This window comes from Brachybacterium sp. GCM10030267 (genome assembly GCF_042666875.1).
Classification (GTDB): domain Bacteria; phylum Actinomycetota; class Actinomycetes; order Actinomycetales; family Dermabacteraceae; genus Brachybacterium.
Genome location: NZ_JBHTCX010000007.1, coordinates 276,872 through 301,091 on the forward strand (window position 1 = coordinate 276,872; position 24,220 = coordinate 301,091).

21 protein-coding genes are annotated in these 24,220 nt (G+C 73.0%); 13 read left to right on the forward strand and 8 right to left on the reverse strand.

The annotated features are described in order from the left end of the window. Positions 1–214: 214 nt before the first annotated feature. The 3 genes from purL to ACFQS2_RS06615 all read right to left on the reverse strand — a co-directional run bounded on the left by purL (position 215) and on the right by ACFQS2_RS06615 (position 5,573). Positions 215–2,560 (reverse strand): phosphoribosylformylglycinamidine synthase subunit PurL, encoded by a 2,346-nt coding sequence (purL, locus tag ACFQS2_RS06605; protein WP_377793092.1) that lies wholly within the window; start codon positions 2,558–2,560, stop codon positions 215–217. A gap of 77 nt (positions 2,561–2,637) precedes the next feature. After that, positions 2,638–4,872 carry an acyl-CoA dehydrogenase gene (locus tag ACFQS2_RS06610; RefSeq protein ID WP_377793093.1) on the reverse strand — a complete coding sequence of 745 codons (2,235 nt, stop codon included), beginning with the start codon at positions 4,870–4,872 and terminating at the stop codon, positions 2,638–2,640. Beyond that, the gene (locus ACFQS2_RS06615) at positions 4,869–5,573 is read right to left on the reverse strand and encodes a TetR/AcrR family transcriptional regulator (RefSeq protein WP_377793094.1); all 705 of its coding nucleotides are present in this window, start codon (positions 5,571–5,573) and stop codon (positions 4,869–4,871) included. The genes ACFQS2_RS06610 and ACFQS2_RS06615 overlap by 4 nt, the downstream gene beginning before the upstream one ends. A gap of 123 nt (positions 5,574–5,696) precedes the next feature. On the opposite strand from ACFQS2_RS06615, the gene ACFQS2_RS06620 reads away from it, so the two are divergent. The 3 genes from ACFQS2_RS06620 to ACFQS2_RS06630 all read left to right on the forward strand — a co-directional run bounded on the left by ACFQS2_RS06620 (position 5,697) and on the right by ACFQS2_RS06630 (position 9,444). Then, positions 5,697–7,013, forward strand: coding sequence for an acetyl-CoA C-acetyltransferase (locus tag ACFQS2_RS06620; protein ID WP_377793096.1), 1,317 nt, complete (start codon positions 5,697–5,699; stop codon positions 7,011–7,013). 95 nt (positions 7,014–7,108) lie between these two features. Continuing rightward, positions 7,109–8,449: a 3-oxoacyl-ACP reductase gene (locus tag ACFQS2_RS06625; RefSeq protein WP_377793097.1), complete on the forward strand. Its 1,341-nt coding sequence runs from the start codon at positions 7,109–7,111 to the stop codon at positions 8,447–8,449. A gap of 5 nt (positions 8,450–8,454) precedes the next feature. After that, entirely contained in the window at positions 8,455–9,444 is a 990-nt protein-coding gene (locus tag ACFQS2_RS06630) for a MaoC/PaaZ C-terminal domain-containing protein (RefSeq protein WP_377793099.1), read from the forward strand. A gap of 18 nt (positions 9,445–9,462) precedes the next feature. On the opposite strand, the gene ACFQS2_RS06635 is transcribed toward ACFQS2_RS06630, so the two are convergent. Continuing rightward, positions 9,463–10,440 (reverse strand): nucleoside hydrolase, encoded by a 978-nt coding sequence (locus ACFQS2_RS06635; protein ID WP_377793101.1) that lies wholly within the window; start codon positions 10,438–10,440, stop codon positions 9,463–9,465. A gap of 92 nt (positions 10,441–10,532) precedes the next feature. Here ACFQS2_RS06635 and ACFQS2_RS06640 point away from each other — a divergent pair, with 92 nt between their 5' ends. Next, positions 10,533–11,579 carry a pirin family protein gene (locus ACFQS2_RS06640; RefSeq protein ID WP_377793102.1) on the forward strand — a complete coding sequence of 349 codons (1,047 nt, stop codon included), beginning with the start codon at positions 10,533–10,535 and terminating at the stop codon, positions 11,577–11,579. An 11-nt stretch (positions 11,580–11,590) separates the two neighbouring features. Beyond that, complete coding sequence (locus ACFQS2_RS06645; RefSeq protein WP_377019948.1) at positions 11,591–12,850, forward strand: class I SAM-dependent methyltransferase; 1,260 nt, start codon at positions 11,591–11,593, stop codon at positions 12,848–12,850. Between the two features lie 12 nt (positions 12,851–12,862). Here the strand turns inward: ACFQS2_RS06645 and purQ are convergent, their stop codons facing one another. Next, a complete protein-coding gene (purQ, locus tag ACFQS2_RS06650; protein WP_377019947.1) occupies positions 12,863–13,588 on the reverse strand; it encodes a phosphoribosylformylglycinamidine synthase subunit PurQ in 726 nt (241 codons plus the stop codon). Then, positions 13,588–13,863, reverse strand: a complete 276-nt coding sequence (purS, locus tag ACFQS2_RS06655) for a phosphoribosylformylglycinamidine synthase subunit PurS (RefSeq protein WP_377019946.1) — start codon at positions 13,861–13,863, stop codon at positions 13,588–13,590. The genes purQ and purS overlap by 1 nt, the downstream gene beginning before the upstream one ends. A gap of 224 nt (positions 13,864–14,087) precedes the next feature. Here purS and ACFQS2_RS06660 point away from each other — a divergent pair, with 224 nt between their 5' ends. The 3 genes from ACFQS2_RS06660 to ACFQS2_RS06670 all read left to right on the forward strand — a co-directional run bounded on the left by ACFQS2_RS06660 (position 14,088) and on the right by ACFQS2_RS06670 (position 17,334). Next, the gene (locus tag ACFQS2_RS06660; protein WP_377019945.1) at positions 14,088–15,767 is read left to right on the forward strand and encodes a RecQ family ATP-dependent DNA helicase; all 1,680 of its coding nucleotides are present in this window, start codon (positions 14,088–14,090) and stop codon (positions 15,765–15,767) included. 148 nt (positions 15,768–15,915) lie between these two features. After that, entirely contained in the window at positions 15,916–16,641 is a 726-nt protein-coding gene (locus ACFQS2_RS06665) for an MBL fold metallo-hydrolase (RefSeq protein WP_377793103.1), read from the forward strand. A 39-nt stretch (positions 16,642–16,680) separates the two neighbouring features. After that, positions 16,681–17,334, forward strand: a complete 654-nt coding sequence (locus tag ACFQS2_RS06670) for a protein-L-isoaspartate O-methyltransferase (protein ID WP_377019942.1) — start codon at positions 16,681–16,683, stop codon at positions 17,332–17,334. A gap of 3 nt (positions 17,335–17,337) precedes the next feature. Here ACFQS2_RS06670 and ACFQS2_RS06675 read toward each other — a convergent pair whose 3' ends face one another. Together ACFQS2_RS06675 and purD are read right to left on the reverse strand one after the other, a co-directional pair. Further along, positions 17,338–18,255, reverse strand: coding sequence for a phosphoribosylaminoimidazolesuccinocarboxamide synthase (locus tag ACFQS2_RS06675; protein ID WP_377793104.1), 918 nt, complete (start codon positions 18,253–18,255; stop codon positions 17,338–17,340). After that, positions 18,252–19,535 (reverse strand): phosphoribosylamine--glycine ligase, encoded by a 1,284-nt coding sequence (purD, locus tag ACFQS2_RS06680; RefSeq protein WP_377793105.1) that lies wholly within the window; start codon positions 19,533–19,535, stop codon positions 18,252–18,254. The genes ACFQS2_RS06675 and purD overlap by 4 nt, the downstream gene beginning before the upstream one ends. Before the next feature lie 130 nt (positions 19,536–19,665). Here purD and truA point away from each other — a divergent pair, with 130 nt between their 5' ends. From truA to cynS, 5 genes are all read left to right on the forward strand, one after another. Beyond that, positions 19,666–20,643 carry a tRNA pseudouridine(38-40) synthase TruA gene (truA, locus tag ACFQS2_RS06685; protein ID WP_377019938.1) on the forward strand — a complete coding sequence of 326 codons (978 nt, stop codon included), beginning with the start codon at positions 19,666–19,668 and terminating at the stop codon, positions 20,641–20,643. A 257-nt stretch (positions 20,644–20,900) separates the two neighbouring features. Beyond that, complete coding sequence (rplM, locus tag ACFQS2_RS06690; protein ID WP_377019937.1) at positions 20,901–21,344, forward strand: 50S ribosomal protein L13; 444 nt, start codon at positions 20,901–20,903, stop codon at positions 21,342–21,344. Between the two features lie 51 nt (positions 21,345–21,395). Continuing rightward, positions 21,396–21,905 carry a 30S ribosomal protein S9 gene (rpsI, locus tag ACFQS2_RS06695; protein WP_377019936.1) on the forward strand — a complete coding sequence of 170 codons (510 nt, stop codon included), beginning with the start codon at positions 21,396–21,398 and terminating at the stop codon, positions 21,903–21,905. A gap of 151 nt (positions 21,906–22,056) precedes the next feature. After that, positions 22,057–23,322, forward strand: a complete 1,266-nt coding sequence (locus ACFQS2_RS06700; RefSeq protein WP_377793106.1) for a CoA transferase — start codon at positions 22,057–22,059, stop codon at positions 23,320–23,322. A 363-nt stretch (positions 23,323–23,685) separates the two neighbouring features. Next, the gene (gene cynS / locus ACFQS2_RS06705; protein WP_377793107.1) at positions 23,686–24,195 is read left to right on the forward strand and encodes a cyanase; all 510 of its coding nucleotides are present in this window, start codon (positions 23,686–23,688) and stop codon (positions 24,193–24,195) included. Positions 24,196–24,220: the final 25 nt, after the last annotated feature.

The following is a 24,220-nucleotide window of genomic DNA, read 5'->3' on the forward strand; positions in this document are numbered from 1 at the left end:
CCTGTCTGGTCTGCCCACGCCGTTCGTGCCCCGTCAATCCATCGCGCCACGCCGCGCAGTTCCACTGATCTGTGCCGAGCTCGGCACGTTTCGGTGGAACGGATCGGCGAGTCGGGATGGTGCGGGCCGAGCGAGGCCGACGAGTCGGGATGGTGCGGGCTGAGCGAGGCCGGCGAGCGATGTGAGGTGAGCGCGATGGGTGCTGAGGCGCAGCTCAGCCGAAGTGACGCGGCAGCGTCGCCCCGCGCAGGTCCTGCAGCTCGCGCAGCGGGAAGGCGGCGACGCCCTGGATGTCGAGCGTGTCGCCGCCGGTGGAGCCGAGGCGCAGCTGCGGCACCCCGTGCTCGGCGCACAGCGCCGCCAGGCGCTCCTCACGCTCTGCCGGGACCGCGACCAGGGCCCGAGCCTGGGACTCGGAGAACAGTGCCGTGGGCAGATCGACTCCGTCCCGTGCCCGCAGCGCCTCCAGATCGACGGTGGCGCCCGTGCCGAAGCGCGTCGCGGCCTCGACCAGGGCCTGCGCGAGCCCGCCGTCGGAGAGGTCGTGGGTCGCGGCGGCGAGGCCTTCCTTGGAGGCGGCCACCAGGACCTGGGCGAGGGCCCGCTCCGCCTCCAGGTCGACCTGCGGGGGCAGCCCGCCGAGGTGGCCGTGGATGACGTCGGCCCAGGCCGAGCCGGACAGCTCCTCGCCAGTGGTGCCGAGCAGCAGCACCGAGAGTCCGTCCTCCTGCCAGCCAGCGGGCACGCGCCGGGCGACGTCCTCCAGCACGCCCAGCACGCCGACGACCGGAGTGGGGTGGATGGCGGAGTCGATGCGGCCGGGCTCGCCCGTGGAGTTGTACAGCGAGACGTTGCCGCCGGTGACCGGGACGCCGAGGATCTCGCAGGCCTCCGCGAGGCCGCCGATGGCCTCGACCAGCTGCCACATGGGGCCCGGGTCCTCGGGGGAGCCGAAGTTCAGGCAGTCGGTGACCGCCAGCGGCGTCGCGCCGGCAGCGGCGACGTTGCGATAGGCCTCTGCGAGGGCCAGCTGCGCGCCGGTGCGGGGGTCGAGCTTGGTGTAGCGGCCGTTGGCGTCGGTCGCCAGGGCGACGCCGCGGCCGGTGGTCTCGTCGACGCGGATCACGCCCGCGTCGTCGGGCATCGCCAGCGCCGTGTTCCCGCCGACGTAGCGGTCGTACTGGTCGGTGACCCAGCCCGTCGCGGCCAGATTGGGGGAGGAGATCAGGTCGCGCAGAGCCTGGGCGATCTCCGAGGCGCCCTGCGGCCGGGGGAGGGCCTCGGCACGATCGGCCTGCAGGGCGTCCTGCCAGTCGGGGCGGGAGTACGGGCGGTCGTAGACGGGGCCGTCGACCGCGACCGTCGAGGGGTCGACGTCGACGATGCGGCGACCGTGGTGATCGATCGTCAGCCGTCCTTCGCCGGTGACCTCGCCGATCACGGCGGCCTCGACGTCCCACTTGGCGGTGATCGCCTCGAACTCGGCCAGCTTCTCGGGGCGCACCACGGCCATCATGCGCTCCTGCGACTCGCTCATGAGGATCTCGCCGGCGTTCAGGGTGGGATCACGCAGCAGCACGTTCTCCAGATCGATGTGCATGCCGGAGTTCCCGTTGGCCGCGAGCTCGCTGGTGGCGCACGAGATGCCGGCGGCGCCGAGGTCCTGGATGCCCTCGACGGTGTGGGCGGAGAACAGCTCCAGGCAGCACTCGATGAGCACCTTCTCCATGAAGGGGTCGCCCACCTGGACGCTGGGTCGCTTGACGGGCCCGCCCTCGTCGAAGGTCTCCGAGGCCAGGATCGAGGCGCCGCCGATGCCGTCACCGCCGGTGCGGGCACCGAACAGCACGACCTTGTTGCCGGGTCCGGTGGCCGAGGCCAGATGGATGTCCTCGTGCCGCAGCACGCCCAGGCACAGGGCGTTGACCAGGGGATTGGTCTGGTAGGCGGGGTCGAACACGGTCTCCCCGCCGATGTTGGGCAGGCCCAGGGAGTTGCCGTAGCCGCCGACGCCGGAGACCACGCCGTGGACCACGCGGGCGGTGTCGGGATGGTCGATGGCACCGAAGCGCAGCTGGTCCATGACGGCGACGGGTCGCGCGCCCATGGAGATGATGTCACGCACGATGCCGCCGACGCCGGTGGCCGCGCCCTGGTACGGCTCGACGTAGGAGGGGTGGTTGTGGGACTCGACCTTGAAGGTGACCGCCCAGCCGTCGCCGATGTCGACGACGCCGGCGTTCTCGCCCATGCCCACCAGCAGCTTCTCCCGCATCGCGGCGGTGGTGCGCTCGCCGAAGGTGCGCAGATGCTTCTTGGAGGACTTGTACGAGCAGTGCTCCGACCACATCACCGAGTACATGGCCAGCTCCGCGTTCGTCGGTCGCCGCCCGAGGATCTCGCGAATGCTGGCGTACTCCTCGTCCTTGAGGCCCAGCGCCGCGAAGGGCTGCGCCTGCTCGGGGGTCGAGGCGGCGACGTCGACGGTGTCGACGTCGCCGTCCCCGGGTCGGCTTCCCGAGGGGACGGTCGCAGAGGCGTGGGCGTGGTCAGCGGTCATCGCGGGATCGGATCCGTTCATCACGGGGACAAGGAGAGCCGGCGCGACCTCACGGGAGCCGTCGCGGCCCGCCCAGTCTACGAGCGTTCGCGCGCAGCCGAGCCGCGGCCGCGCGCCTCGCGCCGGGCCTTCTTCTCCTTATCGCGCAGCGCCTTCTCGCTGACCGGCGCGTCGTGGGCGGCCCGCTGGGCGCGGTAGTAGGCGGCGGCCTCGTCCTGGCGCTCCTGCTCCCCGCCGAGGGCGATCGGAGCGCGGACATGACCGGGACGGATGTCGAAGGCCGCGACCAGGTCCAGCGCGTGCGGGCGCAGCCGCCACAGCAGCCGCCGCACATCGGAGCCGATCTGACGTCCGCGCTGGGAGGAGATCATCCCGCTGAGCAGGAACCAGGCCAGGTCGTCCTCGATGGTGCTGAGGCCGTAGAGGTCGCGCACGTCCGTCAGCACGGCGCGGGAGCCCTCATCCTCGAGATCTTCGATGCCCGCGGTGAAGGCGCGCCAGCGCACCAGATCGGCGTGGGCGCGTGCCGCCTCCAGCATCTCCACCTGGTGCTTGTTGACCTCGGCGGCCGCGTCGGCGGGATCCATCTTCGCCGCGGGGCGCAGCGCGAGGGCGACCTCCTCGACCTTCACCCGCGCGCGGGCGGTGAGCATCTCCTCCTGGAAATCGCGCGATCGCATCGAGTCGAACGCACGACGGGTGCTGCCGCGGTCGCTGAGGTCCTGGGCGAGCCGTGCCCAGGGAGTGTGCCGCTTGGCCAGCACCTCGGCGCGCTTGGCGATGAAGCGGCCGATGCCGGCGCGGTCCACGCTGCGCAGCTCGGAGGTGTAGTCGCTGAGCAGGCGCTTGGCGACCAGCTGCAGCAGGACGGTGTTGTCACCCTCGAAGGTGGCGTACACATCGAGGTCCTGGTGCAGGCCCACCAGCTGGTTCTCGGCCATGAAGCCGGCACCGCCGCAGGCCTCGCGGCACTCCTGGATGGTGTCCAGGGCGAGACGCGTCGAGGTGGGCTTCAGCGCCGCGGCCAGGGTCTCGAGGTCCTCACGGGCCTCGGGCTCCTCGGTGCGTCCGGAGAAGACGTCGTCGAAGGCCTGCAGCAGCTGCTCATGGGCGAAGGCGCCCGCGTAGGTCGAGGCCAGCTTGGGCAGCAGGCGCTGCAGATGCGCCTGGTAGTCCAGCAGCACGGTGTCCTGGGTGGGGTCGGCCGCGGTGAACTGGCGGCGCTGGCTCGCGTAGGTGATGGCGATGTGCAGGGCGAGCTGGCCGGCGCGCACCGCGGACCCGTCCAGCGACACGCGCCCCTGGACGAGGGTGCCGAGCATGGTGAAGAAGCGGCGCCCGGGGGACTCGATGGGCGAGCTGTAGGTCCCGTCGGGGGCGACGTCCCCGTAGCGGTTCAGCAGGTTGGTGCGGGGCACGCGCACGTCCTCGAAGGCCAGGCGCCCGTTGTCGATCCCGTTCAGACCGCCCTTGGGGCCGTCGTCCTCGCTCGAGACCCCGGGCAGCAGCCGGCCGTGCTCGTCCCGCACCGGCACGTAGAAGCAGTGGACGCCGTGGTCGACGCCGCGGGTGATCAGTCGTGCGAACACGGTGGCGGCGCGCGCGTGGATCGCGGCGTTGCCCAGGAAGTCCTTCCAGGCGGCGCGGAACGGGGTGTTGATGACCCATTCCTCGGTGGCGGGGTCGTAGGTGGCGGTGGTGGCCAGGGACTGCACGTCCGAGCCGTGGCCGATCTCCGTCATCGCGAAGGCACCGGGGGTGGTCAGGTCCATCGCATCCGGCACCCACCGCCGCTGCTGCTCCTCGTCACCCAGCTGGACGATCGCGGCGGTGAACAGTCCCCACTGCACCCCGGCCTTGATCTGCAGGGAGGGGTCGGCGACCACGAGCTCCTCGAAGGCCGCGACGTTGGCACCGTTGTCGTTGGGACCGCCGAGGTGCTCGGGGAGCATCGGCCAGGAGACGTTCTCCGCGGCGAGGCTCTGCAGCTGGGTGAAGACCCGCTCGCGATGCTCGGCGACGGTGTGGTCCAGCGGCCGGTGCAGCTCGGGGCGGGCGGCGCGCTCGCGGGCGGTGCGGCGGGTCTCGGCCCAGCGGCCCAGGAGCGCCTCGGAGACCGCCTCGACGTCCAGGCGGGCGGAGCCCTCCGGCGGCACCGGGATGGGGCCGGTGGGTGCGGCGGTGGTGGCGCCCGTGGGGACGGTCGTCGGCCCGGTGGCGGTATCGCTGCTGCTGGAGGCGGTGGTGCCAGCGCTCGCGCGGGAGTGCGGAGTGCGCTGGGCGGGACCGGTGTGCTCGGTGCGAATGGTCATGCGTGCATTCCCTTCATGAGCCAGGTGACGAGGTAGGTGACGAGCTGGTCGGAGGTGATGGGTGCGGGGACAGCGGCGTCGCCGTCGGCGGCCTCGCCGCGCTCCCGCTGCGTGCTGTGCTTCTCGCGCCTGTCGTGGTGCTCGTGGTTCCCGTGCTTGTCGTACTCCTCGAGCTCGGTCATCCAGGTGTCGACCGCGCCCTCGACGAAGCCGACCGCTCCGTGGGCCCACAGCTGCGGGGAGGGGACCTCCTCGGGCAGGAACGTGGTCACCAGGCGCGCCACGGCGTGCAGGAAGTGGTTCAGCCCGTCGCTGGGGCGGGTGACGAAGCGGTAGACGCCGGGGGAGCGCTGCGTGGTCTCGACATAGGCGCGGATCATCGCGCGGATGCGCTCGTCGGCGTCCGGTTTGCGCCCGGCGTCGGACTCGAGCGCCCGCAGCTCCGCGACCAGCTTGCGATGCATGGTGGACAGGATGCTGCGGCCCAGGGCACGTTGCAGGTGCGCCTTGTCCTCGAAGTAGCGGTAGACGATCGACTTCGAGGTGCCGGAGGCCGCGGCGATGTCCTCCATGGTCACGTCCGGGCCCTGCTCGTGGATCAGGTGCCGGGCCACGTCGAGCAGCTCGGCGCGGCGCTGTTCCCGGTGCTGGGCCCAGCGGGCCGACCGTCCGTCCACGGGGGCTTGCGTCGTCGCGTTCACGGAACCTACGGTATCAAGTACCGGCGGTCCTAGGTAAAGTTCTCCGCAGAATCTGGTTCCGCGTCTCCCGACGACCCGACGAGACGTTCTCTGACGAAGAGTCCCACGAAGAGGTGCACAGCAGTGAATGATTTCCCGCGCGAGGCTCTGATCCTCGGTGGCAACCGCATCCCGTTCGCCCGCGCCGGCGGCGCCTACGCTGGCATCTCCAACCAGGATCTGCTCACCGCGACCCTCGAGGGCCTGGTGGCGCGCTTCGGCCTGCAGGGCGCGAAGCTCGGCGAGGTCGCCGGGGGCGCGGTCCTCAAGCTGGCCGGCGACCTGAACCTCACCCGCGAGAGCGCGCTGGGCACGCCGCTGGATCCCCGCACCCCGGCGATCGACCTGTCCAAGGCGTGCGCGACCAGCCTGGAGACGGTCGTCCACATCTCCAACCGGATCCAGTTGGGACAGATCGACTCCGGCATCGCCTGCGGCGTCGACTCCGCCTCGGATTCCCCGATCGAGGTCACCCCGCGCCTGCGCCGGATCCTGCACCGCGCGTTCTCCGCCAAGACCGCCGTGCAGCGCCTCAAGGCACTCGGTGCGATCCGCCCGGCGGACCTCGCCCCGGTCCCGCCGCGCAACGGAGAGCCCCGTACCGGGCTCTCGATGGGTGAGCACATGGCTCTGACCGCTGCTCAGTGGGGCATCGACCGCCAGGCCCAGGACGAGCTCGCGCTCGCCTCCCATCAGCATCTTGCCGCGGCCTACGACGCCGGCTTCTTCGACGACCTGGTCACCGGGTACCGCGGTCTCGCCCGCGACCAGAACCTCCGCCCGGACTCGTCGCTCGAGAAGCTCGCCTCGCTCAAGCCCGTCTTCGGGACGAAGTCCCCGCAGGTCGCCGAACCGACCATGACGGCCGGGAACTCGACGCCCCTGACCGACGGCGCCTCCTCCGTGCTGATGGGCAGCCGGGAATGGGCCGACGAGCGCGGCCTGCGGCCGCTGGCCCGCGTGGTCGATGCCCGCACCGCGGCGGTCGACTTCGTCCACGGTCAGGAAGGGCTGCTGATGGCACCCGTCTACGCGGTGCCGGAGCTGCTCGACGACCACGGCCTGACCCTGCAGGATCTGGACTTCTACGAGATCCACGAGGCCTTCGCCGCCACCGTGCTGGCGACCCTGAAGGCCTGGGAGTCCGACGAGTTCTGCCGCGAGCGGCTCGACCGGGGCGGCGCGCTGGGCGCCATCGACCGCAGCAAGCTCAACGTCGCCGGCTCCTCGCTCGCGGCCGGGCACCCCTTCGCCGCCACCGGCGGGCGCATCGTGGCGACCCTGGCGAAGCTTCTCGACGAGCGTGCCCGGGAGACCGGCCGCGTCCAGCGCGGCCTGGTCTCGGTGTGCGCCGCCGCCGGCCAGGGCACCGTCGCGGTGCTGGAGTCCGTCGCGCCCTGATCCGCCCGCGCGCCGGCCCGGTCATGCGCCGGCCCGGCCGCGCACCGACCCCGCCCCGGCGCCGCCGAGCGCGCCCCACGCCTCCTGGAGGACTCATGACCGACGCCTACACCCGCTTCGTCCGCTCCGGCCCGGGCAGGTTCATCGCCTCCCGCGCCGGCCTGCCCCGGCCCGCGCCGCTGCCGCGCCGCGGCGACCGGCCCGAACCCGTGCTGGGGCCGGTCGTCGTGCTCGGGGAATCGGAGGGCGCCGACGCCGTGGCGCACCTGCTGCTGTCCTGGGGAGCCGATGTCCGGCGCCGCTTCGAGGAGCTGCGCACCGTCGGCTCCGTGGTCGCCGTGCTCGACGAGGTCTCCACCCCCTCGGACCTCGGCCGGATCCTGCTGCCGCTGGCCGGCGCGATGCGCTCGCTCGCGCCCGGCGCCCGCGTGGTGACGATCTCCCGGCCCGCGCGCGGTGAGGACCCGGCCCGTGACGCCGCCCGTGGCGGGGTCGAAGGGTTCCTGCGCTCACTCGCCCACGAGATGCGCGGCGGGGCCACCGCCAACGGCATCCTGGTCGCGGACGGGGTCGGCCTGGACGCGCCGGGCGTGACGGGCGCCCTGAGGTTCCTGCTCTCGGCCCGCAGCGCCTTCGTCGCCGGCCAGTTCCTCACCGTCTCGAGCGAGGCCGGCTCGGCCACCGGGGACGCCGCCGCGCCGCTGGCCGGACGCACCGCCCTGGTCACCGGCGCCGCCCGCGGCATCGGCGCGGCCATCGCCCGCACCCTTGCGGCCGACGGCGCCCGGCTCGTGGTCCTGGACGTGCCCGCCGCCGGCACCGAGCTCTCCCGTCTGGCCAATGAGCTCCGCGCCGTACCGATCCAGCTCGACGTCACCTCCGACGGTGCCGGGGACCGGCTGATCTCGTTCCTGCGCGAGCGCTCCCTGGTGCTGGACGCGGTGGTGCTGAATGCCGGCATCACCCGCGACAAGCTCTTCGCCAACATGACCCCGCAGAAGTGGGACCCCGTGCTCGCGGTGAACATCGCCAGCCAGATCACCCTCACCGAGGCACTGATCGAGGCCGGTGATGTGCTCGGCGATCAGCCTCGCGTGGTCTCGCTGGCCTCGACCAGCGGAATCGCCGGCAACCGGGGTCAGACGAACTATGCGGCCTCCAAGGCCGGCGTGATCGCCTTCGTCGAGGCGCTCGCCGCCCGCCTGGAGCCCGTCGGCGGCACCGCGAACGCCGTCGCCCCCGGGTTCATCGAGACGGAGATGACCGCGCGGATGCCGGCGGTCTCCCGGGAGGTCGCCCGGCGTCTGAACTCCCTGCAGCAGGGCGGCCTGCCGGTGGACGTGGCCGAGGCGATCTCGTTCCTGTCCTCCGCCGAGGCCGGGGGCCTCCGCGGCGAGACGCTGCGGGTGTGCGGACAGAACCTGGTGGGGAGGTGAGCGCTATGACCTCCGCCTCGTCCGAGCCCTCCCGCGAGCGGGTCAAGGACCTCGCCGACGTCCCCTCGTTCCCCGCCGTGTACGCCGCCGCGCTGGATCCTCGCTCGAACCGCGGCCGCGCGCGAGGCCCGCGGAGTCCCCGGGGTTCGAGGAGCGCGGCGGGCGCGGCCGCCCCTGCGGCTCTCCCCGAGGTCGCCTACCGGGTGCGCGGCCTGCGACTGGACGCCGAGCGCGCCCGCGACTTCGACCATTTTCTGGGCGGGCCGGCCACGGATCTCGTCCACCCCGGCGTGCTGCACGTCCTCGCCTTCCCGCTCTCCCTCGCCCTGATGGCCCGGCGCGACTTCCCCTTCGCGCTGCTGGGCCTGGTCCATCTGCGCAACCAGGTCCTCCAGCACCGTCCGGTGCGGGTCGGGGAGCTGGTGGACGTCGAGTGCCGGGTCAGGGACCTGCGGCCCCACCGCAAGGGCCGCACGTTCGAGGCCGTCTCCACCATCCTCGGCCAGGACGGCGAGATCATCGCCACGGACGTCTCGACGTACCTGGCCAAGGGCGACGGCGCGGCGGACGGCGACCGCGACCAGGGCGGCGGGAGCTCCGGCGAACCCACCGCGCGCCGGGACTTCGAGCCGCCGCCGCCGACCGGGCGCTGGCGGCTGCCGGCAGACACCGGTCGCCGCTACGCCGCGGTCTCCGGTGACGTCAACCCGATCCATCTCTCGGCCCTCAGCGCCCGGGCGTTCGGCTTCCCGCGGGCGATCGCGCACGGGATGTACACCGCCTCGCGTGCCTTCACCGAATCACGCGTGGACCTCTCCCGCCCGCTGCGCTGGGACGTCTCCTTCGACGCGCCCGTTACCCTGCCGGGCACCGTGCTGGTGGCCTATGAGGATCACGACGAGAGCGGCTCGGTCCGCTGCGTGGGCTGGCGCGCGGCGTCCTCGGGGAAGGGGCCGCGCCGCTGCTTCGAGGTGGAGGTCACGACGCTGGGCTGAGCGTCCCGTCCCCGCCGCTCAGAGCGACCGGTTCCCGCCGCTCAGTGCGTCCTGCAGCATCTGTAGCAGGTGGTCGATGAACTCCTCGGGACGCACGTCCGTCAGCACGTCCACGTTCGGTGCGCGTCCCCACCGACCCAGCTCGTCGCCGACGGTCTGCCCCCTGGTCAGCATGCCGGTCAGCTCCACATCCACCGCCAGCGGTCTCGTGCGCGCGAAGCCGCCGGTGACCGCATGAGCGGCCACCAGTGGGTCGTGGACGTGCGCCATCCAGCCGAACCCGTCGGCCTGATGGAACTCGAAGTACCAGCGCAGCGCGTCCACCAGGATCGTGGCCACCGGGTGACCGGTGCGGTCGGCGGTCCCCTGGAGCCGGCTGAGGGTCGCGGAGGTGAAACGGACCGTCTCCGTGGCCTCGAGGGAGCCCAGCACCGGCCGTTGCGGGGCGCCGGTGAACGCCGCGAGCACCTGCTGTGCGGCCTCGGGATCCACGGCGATGTTCCACTCGCTGGTCGGGCCGGTATTGCCGCGATGATTGATGGCCCCGCCCATGATGTGCAGCCTCCGCAGCAGACGGGGCAGCTCCGGGTCCAGTTCCAGGGCGAGGGCGAGGTTCGTGTGCGGGCCGAGCACCAGGCCGACGAGCTCGCCCGGATGCGCCCGCGCCGTCTCGACCCACAGCTGCGCGCCCTCGCGCGGGTCGCCGCTGGTCGTCGGCTCCGGCAGATGCGCATGGCCGAGTCCCTGGGGGCCGTGGGTGTCGTCGGCCGTCATCAGGTCGGCGGTTAGCGGGGCGGCCGCCCCACGGGAGACCGGGGCGTCGATGCCGAGCAGCTCGGCCAGGACCAGGTTGTTGCGGTGGACGGCCGCGACCTCGACGTTGCCGGCGCTCGAGACGACCCCCGCGATCCGGACGTCGGGATGGCCGGCGAGGTAGGTCAGGGCGATCGCGTCGTCGATCCCGGTGTCGCAGTCGACGAGGACGGGGAGAGTCATGGCCTCAGCGTACGGACCCCGGCACGGGGAGCACCGTCAGGGACCGGATCGGGCCGGGCTCTGTTCGGGCTCCGCCCGCCTAGACTCGACCCATGAGCCCGCTGACCGACTTCCTCCTGCTCAGCCCACGGGAGGTCCCCCTGGGCGGGCCGCGGGGGATGAGCGTGCACCGCACCCTGCCCGCGAAGGAGACCTCGCTGATCGGCGCATGGTGCTTCGCCGACCACTTCGGGCCCGACGACGTCTCCACCGGCGGCGGCATGCAGGTGGCGCGGCATCCGCATACGGGGCTGGCGACCGTGTCGTGGCTGTTCGAGGGCGCGATCACGCATCGGGACTCGATCGGCAGCCACGCCTTGGTGCGCCCCGGCGACGTCGACATGATGGCCGCCGGAGCGGGCATCACCCACTCGGAGTTCTCCACCAACGACACCACCGTCCTGCACGGCGTCCAGCTCTGGTACGCCCTGCCCGAACGCACCCGCTTCACCACCCGCGAGTTCGCGATGCACACCCCCGCCCCGCGCGCCACCGACACGGCTCGGATACGGGTGGGCATGGGGCGCCTGCGAGCGGTGGACGAGGCCGGCGACGTGCTCGAGGACCACAGCCCGCTGAGGACCGACACCGAGCTGTCGATGGCGCAGATCGATCTGGGCGCCGGCGCGTCCCTGCGCCTCGACCTCGAGCCCGGCCACGAGCACGGCGTGCTCGTCGACCGCGGCCGGGCGCTGCTGCGCACCGGGGCGCGCTCCCTCGACGCGGGCCGCGGCGAGCTCGCGGTGCTGCCCGACGGCGCCGATCACCTGGAGCTCCGCGCCGACGACGGGGAGGACCTCCGCGTGATGCTGCTCGGCGGTGAGCCGCTGGGGGAGGACATCATCATGTGGTCGAACTTCGTGGGCCGCACCCATGAGGAGATCGAGCAGTTCCGCGCCCGCTACCAGGCCGAGATCGGCGTCGAGCTCGGTCTGGAGGACGCCCCGATCGCCGGCATCGCCCGTGAGCGCGGCGGCCTCGGCGCCGAGGACGAGCAGTTCGGCCCCTTCGCCCCGCACACCCCACCGGCCATCCCGGCCCCACAGCTGCCGAACGGTCGCCTGCGTTCCCGCGGGCGAGCCGGCCGCCCCACCGCATGACGGAGCACCCCATGACACATCCCGACCCCGACCACGGCGGATCCCGTGCCGACGTGAGCACGCCTGCTCCCGCTGATCGGCCCGCCCCGGCTGATCGGCCCGCCCCGGCCGCCTCCGGCGGCCCCGACCAGACCGACCGGGTGATCCTGCGGACGGCGGCCGACGAGCAGGGGCTCTCCGGTCCCGGCCCCGTGCTCGTCCTCGACGACGCCACGGGAGAGCTCACCGCGGCGGCGCTCGCCGAGCACGCCGAAGCGGCTGCCGACGGCTCGGCGCCGGTGATCTCCTGGGCCGGCTCGTACGCGACGACCGACGCCCTCCGCCGCCGGTTCCGCGACGAGATCGCCGCGGGCCGTCTCCAGGTCCCCGGCGGCGACCGCCCGATCCCGGTCGCCGACGTGGCGGTCTCGGCCCGGCCCCGCCTGGCCCTGATGCGACTGCCGAAGGCTCTGGCCGACCTCGAGCATCGCTGCCGGGACCTCGCCGGGGCCGGCGAGGTCACGCTGGTCGCCGGGGGCCGCGTCAAGCACATGACCCGCAGCCAGAACGAGGTGCTCGCCCGCGTCTTCGCCGAGGTCCACGCCTCGCGGGGCCTGGGGAAGTCCCGGACTCTGGTCGCGTCCTCTCCCCGCGAGCACATCGAACCGGCCGCGACGGCGACCGGCATCGCGCGGGTCCGGGTGCGCGGCCAGGAGCGCGACCTCGCGGTGCGCGGCATCGGGGGAGTGTTCGGCGGGGCCTCGGCCGATGCCGGCAGCCTGCTGCTGCTCGAGGCCCTGGACCGCAGCCTGCCGGGAGCGACGGGCCCAGCCGGGGAACCCGATGCCGCCGCCACGATCAGCGCGATCGATCTGGGCAGCGGCAACGGGCTGCTGACCGCCTATCTTGCGGCGGCGCTGCCCGCGGCGCGGGTGCTGGCCAGCGACGACGATGCCGACGCCGTCGCCTCCACGCGGGCGACCCTGGCCGCGAACGGCCTCACTCGGGAGAGCATCGCGGTGACCTGGGATGCATCCCTGTCCCGGGTGGCCGACGGCACCGCGGACCTGGTCGTGCTGAACCCGCCGTTCCACGCCGGCACCGCCATCGACGCCACCCTGGTGCACGGGCTGCTGGATGCGGCGGCACGAGTGCTGCGGCCGGGCGGACAGCTGTGGTTCGTCCACAACTCCTACCTGCGCTATCGGCCGGAAGTGGAGCAACGCGTCGGGCCGGTGCGTCAGCAGGCCCGCGACCGGCGCTTCACCGTGCTCTCGGCGACGCGCGCCTGAGCATCCCCGGTCTCAGGCGACGAGGCTGCCCAGCACCGAGGTGAACAGGCCCAGCCCGTCGGTGCCGGTGCGGGTGCCCGCTCCGGGCTCGTCGGGCCCGAAGCCGGCCTCGACGGCGTGCTCGGGGTGCGGCATCAGGCCCACGACGTTGCCCGCGGCATTGGTGATGCCGGCGATGTCGTGGCGGGAGCCGTTGGGGTTGGCCTCGAAACCGGCCGGGCCGTGGGTGGCGCCGGCGGTGTAGCGGAAGACGACGCGCCCCTCCGCCTCGAGCTCGTCCAGGGTGCGCTCGTCGGCGACGTACTGGCCGTCCTGGTTCTTCAGCGGGATCCGGATCACCTCGCCCTGCTCGAACGCGCCAGTCCAGGCGGTGCGCGTGTTCTCGACGCGGAGCGGCTGGTCACGGCACAGGAAGGTGCGGTGGGCGTTCTTGATCATGGCACCGGGCAGCAGGTGGGCCTCGCACAGGACCTGGAAGCCGTTGCAGATGCCCAGGACGGGCATGCCGCCGCGCGCCGCGTCCACGACACGTTCCATGACGGGGGAGAACCGGCTGATCGCCCCGGCGCGCAGATAGTCGCCGTAGGAGAAGCCCCCGGGCAGCACGACGGCGTCGACCTCGTGCAGGGAGTCCTCGCCGTGCCAGAGCGCGACGGGCTCGCCGCCGGCCAGGCGCACGGCCCGCAGGGCATCGCGATCATCCAGCGTGCCCGGGAAGGTCACCACGCCGACGCGCATCAGGCCTGAGCCTCCGCGGCGGTCCGGTCGTCCTCGACCTCGAGGGCGACGACGTCCTCGATCACGGGATTGGACAGCAAGGTGGTGGCCGCCTCGCGGAGGGAGGCGAGCACCTCATCGGTGACCTCGCCGTCGACCTCGAGCTCGAACCGCTTGCCCTGGCGCACCGAGCTGATGGACGTGAAGCCCAGCCGCGGCAGGGCGGCGGCGACGGCCTTGCCCTGCGGGTCGAGGATCTCCGGCTTCGGCATGACATGGACTACGACGCGTGGCATCGGCATTCTCCTGGGGACGGCGGCCGCCGTACGGCGGGCGGAGCGGGGGACCGGGGCCTTCCCGTCCGCAGTGCATGCACCGGGACGGGGCGGCGATGCCGGCAGGCAGCTGGCATCCGGCCCCATCGTCTCCATCGTAGCCGGGTGGGACCTACCGAGCGTCCGGTGCCCGATGCGCGGAGAGGTGAACAATGGCCGCGGTGGCGCGGAGCGGAGAGGGCGAGATGGCCACAATGACGACGGGGGAGACGATGCAGGAGTCCGAGACGTCGGTGCGGAGCACGGCCCGGGACGTGTTCGGCCTGCAGGAGCTGCGCGAGGGCCAGGACGAGGCGATGACGGCCGTGGCCGAGGGCCGGGACGTGCTGGCCGTGATGCCGAGCGGGCACGGGAAGTCGGCGATCTACCAGGTGCCGGCCGTGATGCGGCAGGGCACTGCCCTGGTCATCTCGCCGCTGGTCGCCCTGCAGGCCGACCAGGTCGAGGGCCTCGAGGCCGAGCTCGGTCCGGGCCGAGCGGTCGCCGTGAACTCCTCGCTGCCGGTCTCAAGGGTCCGAGCAGCGTGGGACGCGCTGGCCGACGGCACGGCCACCTTCCTCTTCCTCGCCCCGGAGCAGCTCGCCCGGGAGGACACGATCGAGCGCCTGGCCGGCGCCGAGGTCTCCCTGATCGCCGTGGACGAGGCGCACTGCGTCTCGGCGTGGGGCCATGACTTCCGGCCCGACTACCTCGCCCTCGGGGAGACGATCCGCCGCCTCGGCCATCCGGCCGTGGTCGCGCTGACTGCGACCGCGTCCCCGGATACGCGGGCCGACATCATCGACCGGCTCGGCATGGACGATCCGGTCGAGGTGGTCCAGAGCTTCGACCGCCCCAACCTGCACCTCGCCGCGACCCATCACAGCGACCCCGACGAGCAGCACCAGGCGGTGCTCGAGCAGGTCGCCTCGCTGCCGGGGACCGGCCTGGTGTACACCGGCACCCGCCGGGACACCGAGACCTGCGCCGCCGAGCTCGCCGAGCGTGGTCTGACCACCGCGGCGTATCACGCCGGCCGCCGCGCCCGGGACCGTGACGCGATCCACGAGCAGTTTCTCGCCGGAGAGCTCGACGTGGTGGTGGCGACGTCAGCCTTCGGGATGGGCATCGACAAGCCCGACGTCCGATACGTGGTCCATGCCCAGGTCCCCGGCTCGCTGGACAGCTACTACCAGGAGATCGGTCGCGCCGGGCGCGACGGCGAGCCCGCCACCATCCACCTGCACTACCGCCCCGAGGACCTCGGGATGCAGCGCTACTTCGCCGGCGGCGCCCCCGCCTCCGAGGACGTGCGCACCGTCTTCGCCGCGATCGCGGAGCACGGTCCGATCCGGCCCGCCGCGCTGCGCGAGCACACCGGCCTGTCCGCACGCGCCCAGAAGCGCGTCACGAACCTGCTCGAGCACAGCGGCACCATCACCGTGCGCCGGGACGGGCTCCGCGCCCGCAGCGGGATCAGCGCGGATGAGGCCGAGCGGGCCGCCTCGGACCAGACGGAGACCCGCGAGGCGATCGACGACTCCCGAATCGAACGTATCCGCGCCTACGCCGAAACCACCTCCTGCCGGCGCCGCGCGCTGCTGACCTACTTCGGGGAGGACGCCGAGGCGTACTGCGGCGCGTGCGACGTCTGCGAGAGCACGGGTGCCGAGGAGCTTCAGGAGGAACAGGCGCAGCGGCCGGACGATTTCCCGGCCGAGACCGCCGTGGTCCATCGGGAGTTCGGCAGGGGCACGGTGATGGCCGCGGAACCGGACCGTCTGACCGTGTTCTTCGAGGAGGTCGGCTACCGCGACATCGCCCTCGCCGCCATCCGGGAGGACGAGGGCCTCCTGGACCGCTCCGAGGAGGGAGCGCGCGGCTGAGGGAGCGCGCGGCCGATGCCCCGGGCCCGGTCGAACGGGTCCGCCGTCGGCCCGACGGGAGCGCCGCGATCTCGCCCGGCCCCTGTGCACGGCCCGCGTGCGGCGTTAGATTCGGGGGGTCCGAGGACCCTGATGCCGGGAGGCAGCGATGAAGATCCGTCACCTCGTCCACTCGTGCCTGCTCATCGACGTCGCGGGACGCACGGTGCTGGTCGATCCGGGCGGCTTCAGCGGTGAGGCCGTCCGGGGGCTGGAGGCCGACCTGCTGTCGAGGATCGACGCGGTCGCCATCACCCACCAGCACCCCGATCATGTCGACCGCCGACTGCTCGCGGAGGTCCTCTCCCACGCCTCCGAGGCGATCGTGATCGCCGAGCCCGCGACCGCGAAGCAGCTCGCCGAACCCGCCGAGGGCGCCCCGGCGGTCGAGGCGGAGAAGGTGCTGGCGCTGAGCGCCGGTACCGCGCACGAGTTCGGGCCCGTCGGTGACCACGCCTCGCTGCGCGTCCAGGCCGTCGGCGGCGATCACGCGATCATCCACCCCGACATCCCGCGGGTGGGCAACACCGGTCTCGTGCTCACCGCCGACGGCGAGCCGCGTCTGGGCATCACCGGCGACTCCCTGGAGCCCGTCCAGGAGTTCCACGGCATCGACGCGCTGGCCTTCGCGGTCGTCGCGCCGTGGTCGAAGATAGCCGAGACCATCGATTTCCTGCGCGCCGTGCGCCCACGGCTCGCGCTGCCCGTCCACGACGCCGTGGCCAGCGACGTCGGCCGGCCCATCTACCTGCGCCAGTCCTCGAATCTCGCGCCCGAGGGCACCGAGGTGCGCGACTGGCCCGAGGACGGTGTGGTCGAGGTTCCCGCGAGCTGAGGGCGCTCGCGTGATCCGTATCCATCAGGAGGGAACGTCATGACACCCGACGACGACACCGGCACGGACGGCGCGGAGGCGATGGACGGCATGGAGGGCCTGGGCCGAGCAGATACCGGCGGTCGACGGGATCGCGTGGACGAGGCGTTCGAGGCCGTGCCGCGCGTCCCCTTCCTCCCCGAGGAGCTGCGCGGGTTCGCCGGTCAGGACGCGCCGCTGCCGATCGGCCACGGCCAGACGAACTCCCAGCCCTACACGGTGGCGGCCATGCTCCGGCTGCTCGATGTGCGTCCCGGTCACCGCGTGCTCGACCTCGGTGCCGGGTCGGGCTGGACCACGGCGCTGCTCGCGCACCTGGTCGGCGGCGAGGGGCGCGTGATCGGGGTCGAGCGCCAGGAGGGTCTCATCGAACCGGCCCGGCGCGCCCTCGCCGAGGCGGCCCCGGAGGGCGAGGCGGAGATCCGCCCGGCCCGCCCCGGCGTGCTCGGCGCACCGGAGGACGGTCGGTTCGATCGCATCCTGGTCTCCGCCGAGGCGCAGGAGGTCCCACCGGCCCTGCTCGAGCAGCTGGCCGATCACGGCGTGATGGTGATCCCGGTGCGAACGACGATGCATCGCCTCGAGAAGCGCGGCGAGGACGTGCTGGACACCGAGCACGGCGGCTTCCGGTTCGTCCCGCTGGTCGAGGACTGACCCTCAGAACGTCCGGCCGGTGAGTCTCTCGTAGGCCTCCACGTAGCGTGCCCGGGTCTGCTCGACGACCTGGGCGGGCAGCTCCGGGGGCGGCGTGCTGGTGCCGCGGTGCCAGCCGGAGGCGGGCGAGGTGAGCCAGTCCCGCACGAACTGCTTGTCCAGGCTCGGCTGCGGGCGGCCTTCGGCGTAGTCGGCGGCCGCCCAGAAGCGGCTGGAGTCGGGAGTGAGGACCTCATCGCCGAGCATGAGGGTGTCGTCGTGGCGGGAGCGGCCGAACTCGAGTTTGGTATCGGCCAGCAGGATGCCGCGCTCGCCGGCGATGTCGCGGGCCCGCTCGTAGATCGCCAGGGTCAGCGTCTCCAGCTGATCGACGAGCTCGGCCCCCAGCAGGTCGCGGGCCTGGGCGACGGTGATGTTCTCGTCGTGCTCCCCGGCCTCGGCCTTCGTCGAGGGGGTGAAGATCGCCGGATCCAGTCGCGAGGCCTCGACCAGGCCGGCCGGCAGCACGTGCCCGCCGACGGATCCGCCGGCTCGGTAGTCCGCCAGCCCGGAGCCGGTGAGGTAGCCACGGGCCACGCACTCCAGCGGCACCATGTCCAGGCCGCGGCACCGCAGCGCCCGCCCGGCCACGGGCTCGGGGACCTCCGCCGCGGAGAGCACATGGTGGGGGACGAGGTCGGCCAGCTGCTCGAACCAGAACATGCTGATCCCGGTGAGCAGGCGACCCTTGTCGGGGATGCCGGGCTGCAGCGAGTGGTCGTAGGCACTGATCCGGTCGGTGGCGACCACCAGCACTTCGGTGGCGCGCGCCGGATCGGTGCCCGCGGGCACGTACAGCTCGCGGACCTTGCCGCTGAAGGCGTGGTCCCAGCCCTCCAGCGGCGGAGCCTCGAGCAGCGGGGCGGACGAGGCGGCGCTCACGCGGCGGGTCCCTGCGCCTCGGCCGCGTCGCGGGCGATGTCGGTGCGGTGGTACGCGCCCTCGAGCTCGATCGCCTCGGCGCCCGCGAGCGCGACCTCGCGGGCCGCGGTGAGGTCCGCGCCGGTGCCGACGACGGTCAGCACGCGCCCGCCGGCGCTGACCAGGCGGCCGTCCTCGCCGAGGGCGGTGCCGGCGTGGATCACGTGGGCCCCCGCTCGTTCGGCGACCTCGATCCCGCTGATCACGTCACCGGTGCGCGCCGCCGCGGGGTACCCGGCGGAGGCGACCACCACGGTGACCGCTGCGTCCTCGCGCCACTGCAGCGGGTCCGCGCCGGCCAGCTCGCCGCGTGCGGCGGACAGCAGCAGCGGGGCCAGGGGAGAGGCGAGACGTTCGAGGACCACCTGGGTCTCGGGGTCCCCGAAACGGGCGTTGAACTCGACCACGCGCACGCCCAGCGGGGTGAGCGCGAGGCCGCAGTAGAGCACGCCGACGAACGGGATCCCGCGGGAGGCGAGCTCGTCGATGGTGGGGCGGGCGACGGTGCGCACGACCTCGTCGGCCAGTCCCTCGGGAGCCCACGGGAGCGGGGAGTAGGCGCCCATGCCGCCCGTGTTCGGTCCCTCGTCACCGTCCAGGGCCCGCTTGAAGTCCTGGGCGGGAGCCAGCGCCACCACGTCGGTGCCGTCGCTGAGGCAGAACAGGGAGACCTCGGGGCCCTCGAGGTACTCCTCGAGGACCACGGTGCCGCCGGCGTCGAGAACGCTCCGGCCGTGTGCCGTCGCCTCCGAGCGATCACGGGTGACCACGACCCCCTTGCCCGCGGCGAGCCCGTCGGCCTTGACCACGTAGGGCAGGTCGCCGAGCGGGTTGGTCCGGTCGAAGCCGGCCTCGAGCTGGTCGATCGCGGTGACCGTCACGGAGGCGGCGGTGGGCACGCCCGCGGCGGCCATGATCTCCTTCGCCCAGGACTTCGAGCCCTCCAGGCGGGCGGCCGCGGCCGCCGGGCCGAAGACCGTGAAGCCGGCCTCGCGCAGCTGATCGGCGGCACCGGCGACCAGCGGGGCCTCGGGGCCGATCACCACCAGGTCCGGGTCCAGGGTGCGGGCCAGCTCCACCTGGGCCTCGAGATCGCCGACGGCGACGTCGTGGCAGGTGGCGAGCCGGCCGATCCCGGGGTTGCCGGGGGCGGCGTGCAGCTCGGGGGCGGGGCGGTCGGCGGCGAGGCGACGGATGATCGCGTGCTCGCGGCCTCCGGAGCCGATGACGAGGATCTTCACGCGGGTCAGGGTACCCAGCGGGGCCTGCGCCCGGGCCCGTGCCCGCACTGCGACATGGCTGGGTGAGACCCGCCGCCCTCCCGGGGCTCCGGTGCCCGCCCTCGGGCATCGCGCCGTTACGATCGGCTCCATGCCCGCCGCGATCCCGGAACCGACCCGCGCCGCGACGCCGGAGGAACCGACCACCCGGCTGCGGCTGGACCTCTCCTACGACGGCACCGATTTCCACGGCTGGGCCGCCCAGCCCGGCCGTCGCACCGTCCAGGGCGAGCTCGAGGCGGCTCTGGCCCAGATCGCTCGCCGCGAGCTGCGGGTCACCGTCGCCGGCCGCACCGACGCCGGCGTGCACGCCCGCGGCCAGGTCTGCCATCTCGACGTGCCCGACACGGTCCTGGCGACCATGCCCGGCCGCTCCGATCGCAGCCCCGCAGACTCTCTCGTGACACGGCTGGCCGGGGTGCTGCCGCCCGACGTCGTCGTCCACGTCGCCCGCGAGGTCCCCTCCGACTTCGATGCCCGGTTCGGCGCGCTGTGGCGCCGCTATCGCTACCGCATCTCCGACGGTCCCGCCGTCCACGACCCGCTGCGTCGCGACGTGCTGCGCCACCGCCGCCGGCTCGACATCGACGCCATGACCGAGGCGAGCCGGCCGTTGCTGGGCGAGCACGACTTCCTCTCCTTCTGCCGTCCCCGGGAGGGCGCCACCACCATCCGCACCCTGCGGGAGTTCCACTGGGAGCGTCCCGATATCGGCCGGGCCGACGAGGGCCTGGTCGTGGCGACCGTCGTCGCCGACGCCTTCTGCCACCACATGGTGCGCTCGCTGGTCGGTGCGCTGATCGGCGTGGGGGAGGGCCGACGGGACGCGGAGTGGCCCTCGCGGGTGCTCTCCGCGCGCACCCGGGAGGCCGCGCGTCGGGACGGCGCCGGGTCGGCGCCGATGTGCCCGCCGCAGGGCCTGACCCTCGACCACGTCGCGTACCCGCCCGATGAGGAACTGGCGGCTCGAGCGGCTCTCGCGCGCGCCCGCCGGGGCACTTCCGCCGGCGCAGCCCGGATGCGTGACGGAGCCGGAGATCACACCCCGGACCAGCCCTCTGTGCGTTGACGCTGCCAGCTGGTTCGCAGTATTGTTGGCGGTCGTTGTGCCTCGATGTGTGCCCGACTCCGCAGCCGATATCTCACGCCCGGCGCGATAAGGGCATCTCACACACATCCAGGACCGCCGTCGCCTCGTGAGCGGAGCGGGACGGGCGCAGCGACAGGGCCATGCTTTTACCCGAAGGAAGCGTGCCCACGGTCCATCGAACCGTGCCTGGACGGCGTCCCGCCGCCTGGGCACCATGACGAGAGAAGAAGGCACGAGTGCGTACGTTCACCCCGAAGCCCGACGATGTCGAGCGTTCCTGGTACGTCATCGACGCAACGGATGTCGTCCTCGGCCGGCTCGCTTCCCAGGCTGCACAGCTCCTCCGGGGAAAGCACAAGCCGGTCTTCGCACCCCACATGGATGCGGGCGACTTCGTGATCATCATCAACGCTGACAAGGTCGCGCTGACCGGCAACAAGCGGGAGGCGAAGCTGGCCTACCGCCACTCCGGCTACCCCGGCGGTCTCCGCGGCATCCCCTACTCCGAGCTGCTCGAGAACCGCCCTGAGCGGGCGGTGGAGAAGGCCGTGCGCGGCATGCTTCCCAAGAACAAGCTCGCCGAGCAGCAGCTCAAGAAGCTCAAGATCTACTCGGGTTCGGAGCATCCTCACAGCGCTCAGCAGCCCGTCCCCTTCACCATCGACCAGGTGGCGCAGTAAGCGGGGGCTCCCGCCACTCCGCCCTGCCGCACGGAAGAACCAAGGAGAACCGTGACTGAGACCACCCCCGAGTCCCTCGAGGCCGTGACCGAGGAGACGGACGAGAACGTCCCGTCGTCCTTCACCACCGAATCCACCGGCGAAGCCCCGGTCGGCAGCGGCCAGTCCGCCACCGCCCCGGGCTACGGCACCGGTCGCCGCAAGCAGGCCGTCGCCCGCGTCCGTCTGATCCCCGGCTCCGGCCAGTGGACCATCAACGGCCGCAGCCTGGAGAACTACTTCCCGAACAAGCTGCACCAGCAGGAGGTCAACGACCCGTTCACGGTCCTCGACCTCCAGGGCCGCTTCGACGTCGTCGTCCGCCTCACCGGCGGCGGCCCCTCCGGTCAGGCCGGGGCCGTGCGCCTCGGCGTGGCCCGTGCGCTGAACGAGATCGACGCCGAGCACAACCGCCCGACCCTGAAGAAGGCCGGCTTCCTCAAGCGCGATGCTCGCATCATCGAGCGCAAGAAGGCCGGACTGAAGAAGGCCCGCAAGGCGCCGCAGTACTCCAAGCGCTGATCATCCCGCGCTGCTGATTCGCGACTTCGCCGCCGGATCCGCGCACACGATGCCCCTCGACCCATGTGGTCGAGGGGCATCGTTGCGTTCGCCCCCGACGAGAGCCCGCCGTCGGACCACAGGCGTCGGGGCCACGGACTATCCTCACGGCATGGAGTTCGTGCCACGGCGATGGTGGAGCGGCCCCTTCGACGTCGAGCATCTCGCCTGGACGGCCGTCGCCCGGGTACGGGACGCGGCGCAGGAGGTCGCCATCACCCGCGGCCTGGATGTCACTGTCGACACCACGCCCGCACTGGTCGCCGCGTCGTTCGCGTCCTTCGAGAATCTGCGCGTCGACGGCCGTGCACCCGAGGCCTGGGCAGAGCTGTCCGGACTTGTCGCCGCCCGTGACGGCTGGGTGCGGCTGCACGGGAACTACCCGCATCACGCGGCTGCCATCCGCTCCGCGCTCTCCGTCTCGGATCGCGCCCAGCTCGACCGCACGGCACGCCGACTCGGCGCGGAGGAACTGGAGGAGGCTGTCTGCGCGGCCGGAGGGATCGCGGTGGCCGTGCGGTCCCGGGCGGACTGGGCGCGGCACCCGCACGGTCTCGCCACGGCCTCGGCGCCGTGGTCCGAGGGGCACGACCGCGGGGACCGGCCCGTGCTGTCCCGCACCGCCACCCCGCGGGAACTGCTCCGCGGGATCCGGGTCCTCGATCTGACCCGCGTGATCGCCGGCCCCACCTGCTCGCAGCTCCTGGCCTGCCTCGGGGCCGACGTGCTCCGCGTGGACCCGCCGCATCGTCCGGAGATCCTCGACCAGTACCTCTCCACCGGGATGGGCAAGCGGTCCGTCGAGATCAATCTCCGTCGCGAGGCGGATCGGGTGCGCGCCCTGGCCTCGTCGGCGGATGTGATTCTCAGCGGGTACCGCCCCGGCGCTCTCGACCGATTCGGACTCGGCGACGAAGCCCTCGAGCAGCTCGCCCCGCAGGCCGTCATCGTCACCCTCTCCGCCTGGGGCGAGGCCGGTCCCTGGTGCTCGCGAGCCGGTTTCGACTCCATCGTTCAGGCGGCCACCGGGATCGCGGCCGCCTGCGGCTCGCCGGACCGGCCCGGGGCGCTTCCTGTCCAGGCCCTGGACCACAGCAGCGGGCACCTCATGGCCGCCCACGTGCTCGAGGCGCTCGCCCGGGCTCGCGCCCACACGGTGCGCGTGAGCCTGCTCGGCGCCGCCCGCACGCTGCTCGCCGCGACCCCGCCGCCGCCCCGGGAGCCGGCCGCGCTCGACGTGCCGCGGGTGAGGGTCCCGTCGGCCGAGGGCGTCCTCGACGCCGTCCCGCCGCCGCTGCGGATCGACGGTGCCACCCTCGAGCGTCCCGTCGGCCGGTACGGTGCCGCGAGAGCGGAGTGGAGCGACCGGAGCGGGTGAGGCCGTTCGGGTCCTCGGGACATATTCGGACCCGTCGGTCTCCCTCCGTGCACTCTGCGCCCCGGCGCGCGCCCTCCCCGGCCCTGAGCCCGCCCCTGACGTCCACCGCCCACTGTGCAGGCGGCGGCGATGACGAGTCATTCCCACGGCGTCGGGTTACCGGACCGTGACCCCGGTGTCCGCCGCGGCCGTCTCCCGGAGCGGTGGCCGGACGGTTCGCGCAGGATCGGACTCGTGCGCGGAGCGTCCGTGCGCGGATCGTCGATCGCCTGCGCGTCCCGCCCAGGTGCGGGTGCGACGGAGTCGGCGACGTGGGCGGCGGGAGCGGGAGACGCTCCCTCAGGACGAGAGGACATTGCGGTGATGAGTGATCAGACGGAGACCGGCGGCGCAACGGGGCAGGGGAGCGGGCGCGGACTCGTGAGCAAGCGCGTGGCCGGCGAGCTGATCGACGAGAAACGACGTGAGCTCGGGGTGACCTGGACGGACCTCGCCGAGCGCACCGGGCGGCCGCGCGTCTGGCTGGCCTCGGCCGTGCTCGGCGCGCAGCCCGTCCCCGCCGCCGAGGCGGAGATCCTCGGCGAGGCGCTGGGACTGGAGCCGGAGCTGGTGGCAGCCCTGACGCGCCAGCCGTATCGGACCGTCGACCCCGAGATCCTCAGCGACCCCACGATCTACCGCTTCCAGGAGCTGATCCAGGTCTACGGGCCCGCGCTGAAGGCGCTCATCCACGAGGAATTCGGCGACGGGATCATGAGCGCCATCAACTGCAGCATCGATCTCGAGCGCGGGAAGCACCCCGGCGGTGACCGTGTGGTGCTCAGGATCGATGGGAAGTTCCTGCCCTACGACTGGGTCAGCACCGAGGCCTGATCCGGTCTGCCCGCCTCGGCGCGAT

Coding starts and splice junctions, on each gene's coding strand:
- ACFQS2_RS06665 (WP_377793103.1), top strand. CDS start 15,916: ATGAAGATCCGTCACCTCGTCCACTCGTGCCTGCTCATCGACGTCGCG.
- truA (WP_377019938.1), top strand. CDS start 19,666: ATGCCCGCCGCGATCCCGGAACCGACCCGCGCCGCGACGCCGGAGGAA.
- ACFQS2_RS06630 (WP_377793099.1), top strand. CDS start 8,455: ATGACCTCCGCCTCGTCCGAGCCCTCCCGCGAGCGGGTCAAGGACCTC.
- ACFQS2_RS06670 (WP_377019942.1), top strand. CDS start 16,681: ATGACACCCGACGACGACACCGGCACGGACGGCGCGGAGGCGATGGAC.
- ACFQS2_RS06610 (WP_377793093.1), bottom strand. CDS start 4,872: ATGACCATTCGCACCGAGCACACCGGTCCCGCCCAGCGCACTCCGCAC.
- ACFQS2_RS06700 (WP_377793106.1), top strand. CDS start 22,057: ATGGAGTTCGTGCCACGGCGATGGTGGAGCGGCCCCTTCGACGTCGAG.
- ACFQS2_RS06640 (WP_377793102.1), top strand. CDS start 10,533: ATGAGCCCGCTGACCGACTTCCTCCTGCTCAGCCCACGGGAGGTCCCC.
- purS (WP_377019946.1), bottom strand. CDS start 13,863: ATGCCACGCGTCGTAGTCCATGTCATGCCGAAGCCGGAGATCCTCGAC.
- ACFQS2_RS06645 (WP_377019948.1), top strand. CDS start 11,591: ATGACACATCCCGACCCCGACCACGGCGGATCCCGTGCCGACGTGAGC.
- purL (WP_377793092.1), bottom strand. CDS start 2,560: ATGACCGCTGACCACGCCCACGCCTCTGCGACCGTCCCCTCGGGAAGC.
- ACFQS2_RS06660 (WP_377019945.1), top strand. CDS start 14,088: ATGGCCACAATGACGACGGGGGAGACGATGCAGGAGTCCGAGACGTCG.
- purQ (WP_377019947.1), bottom strand. CDS start 13,588: ATGCGCGTCGGCGTGGTGACCTTCCCGGGCACGCTGGATGATCGCGAT.
- cynS (WP_377793107.1), top strand. CDS start 23,686: ATGAGTGATCAGACGGAGACCGGCGGCGCAACGGGGCAGGGGAGCGGG.
- ACFQS2_RS06625 (WP_377793097.1), top strand. CDS start 7,109: ATGACCGACGCCTACACCCGCTTCGTCCGCTCCGGCCCGGGCAGGTTC.
- ACFQS2_RS06635 (WP_377793101.1), bottom strand. CDS start 10,440: ATGACTCTCCCCGTCCTCGTCGACTGCGACACCGGGATCGACGACGCG.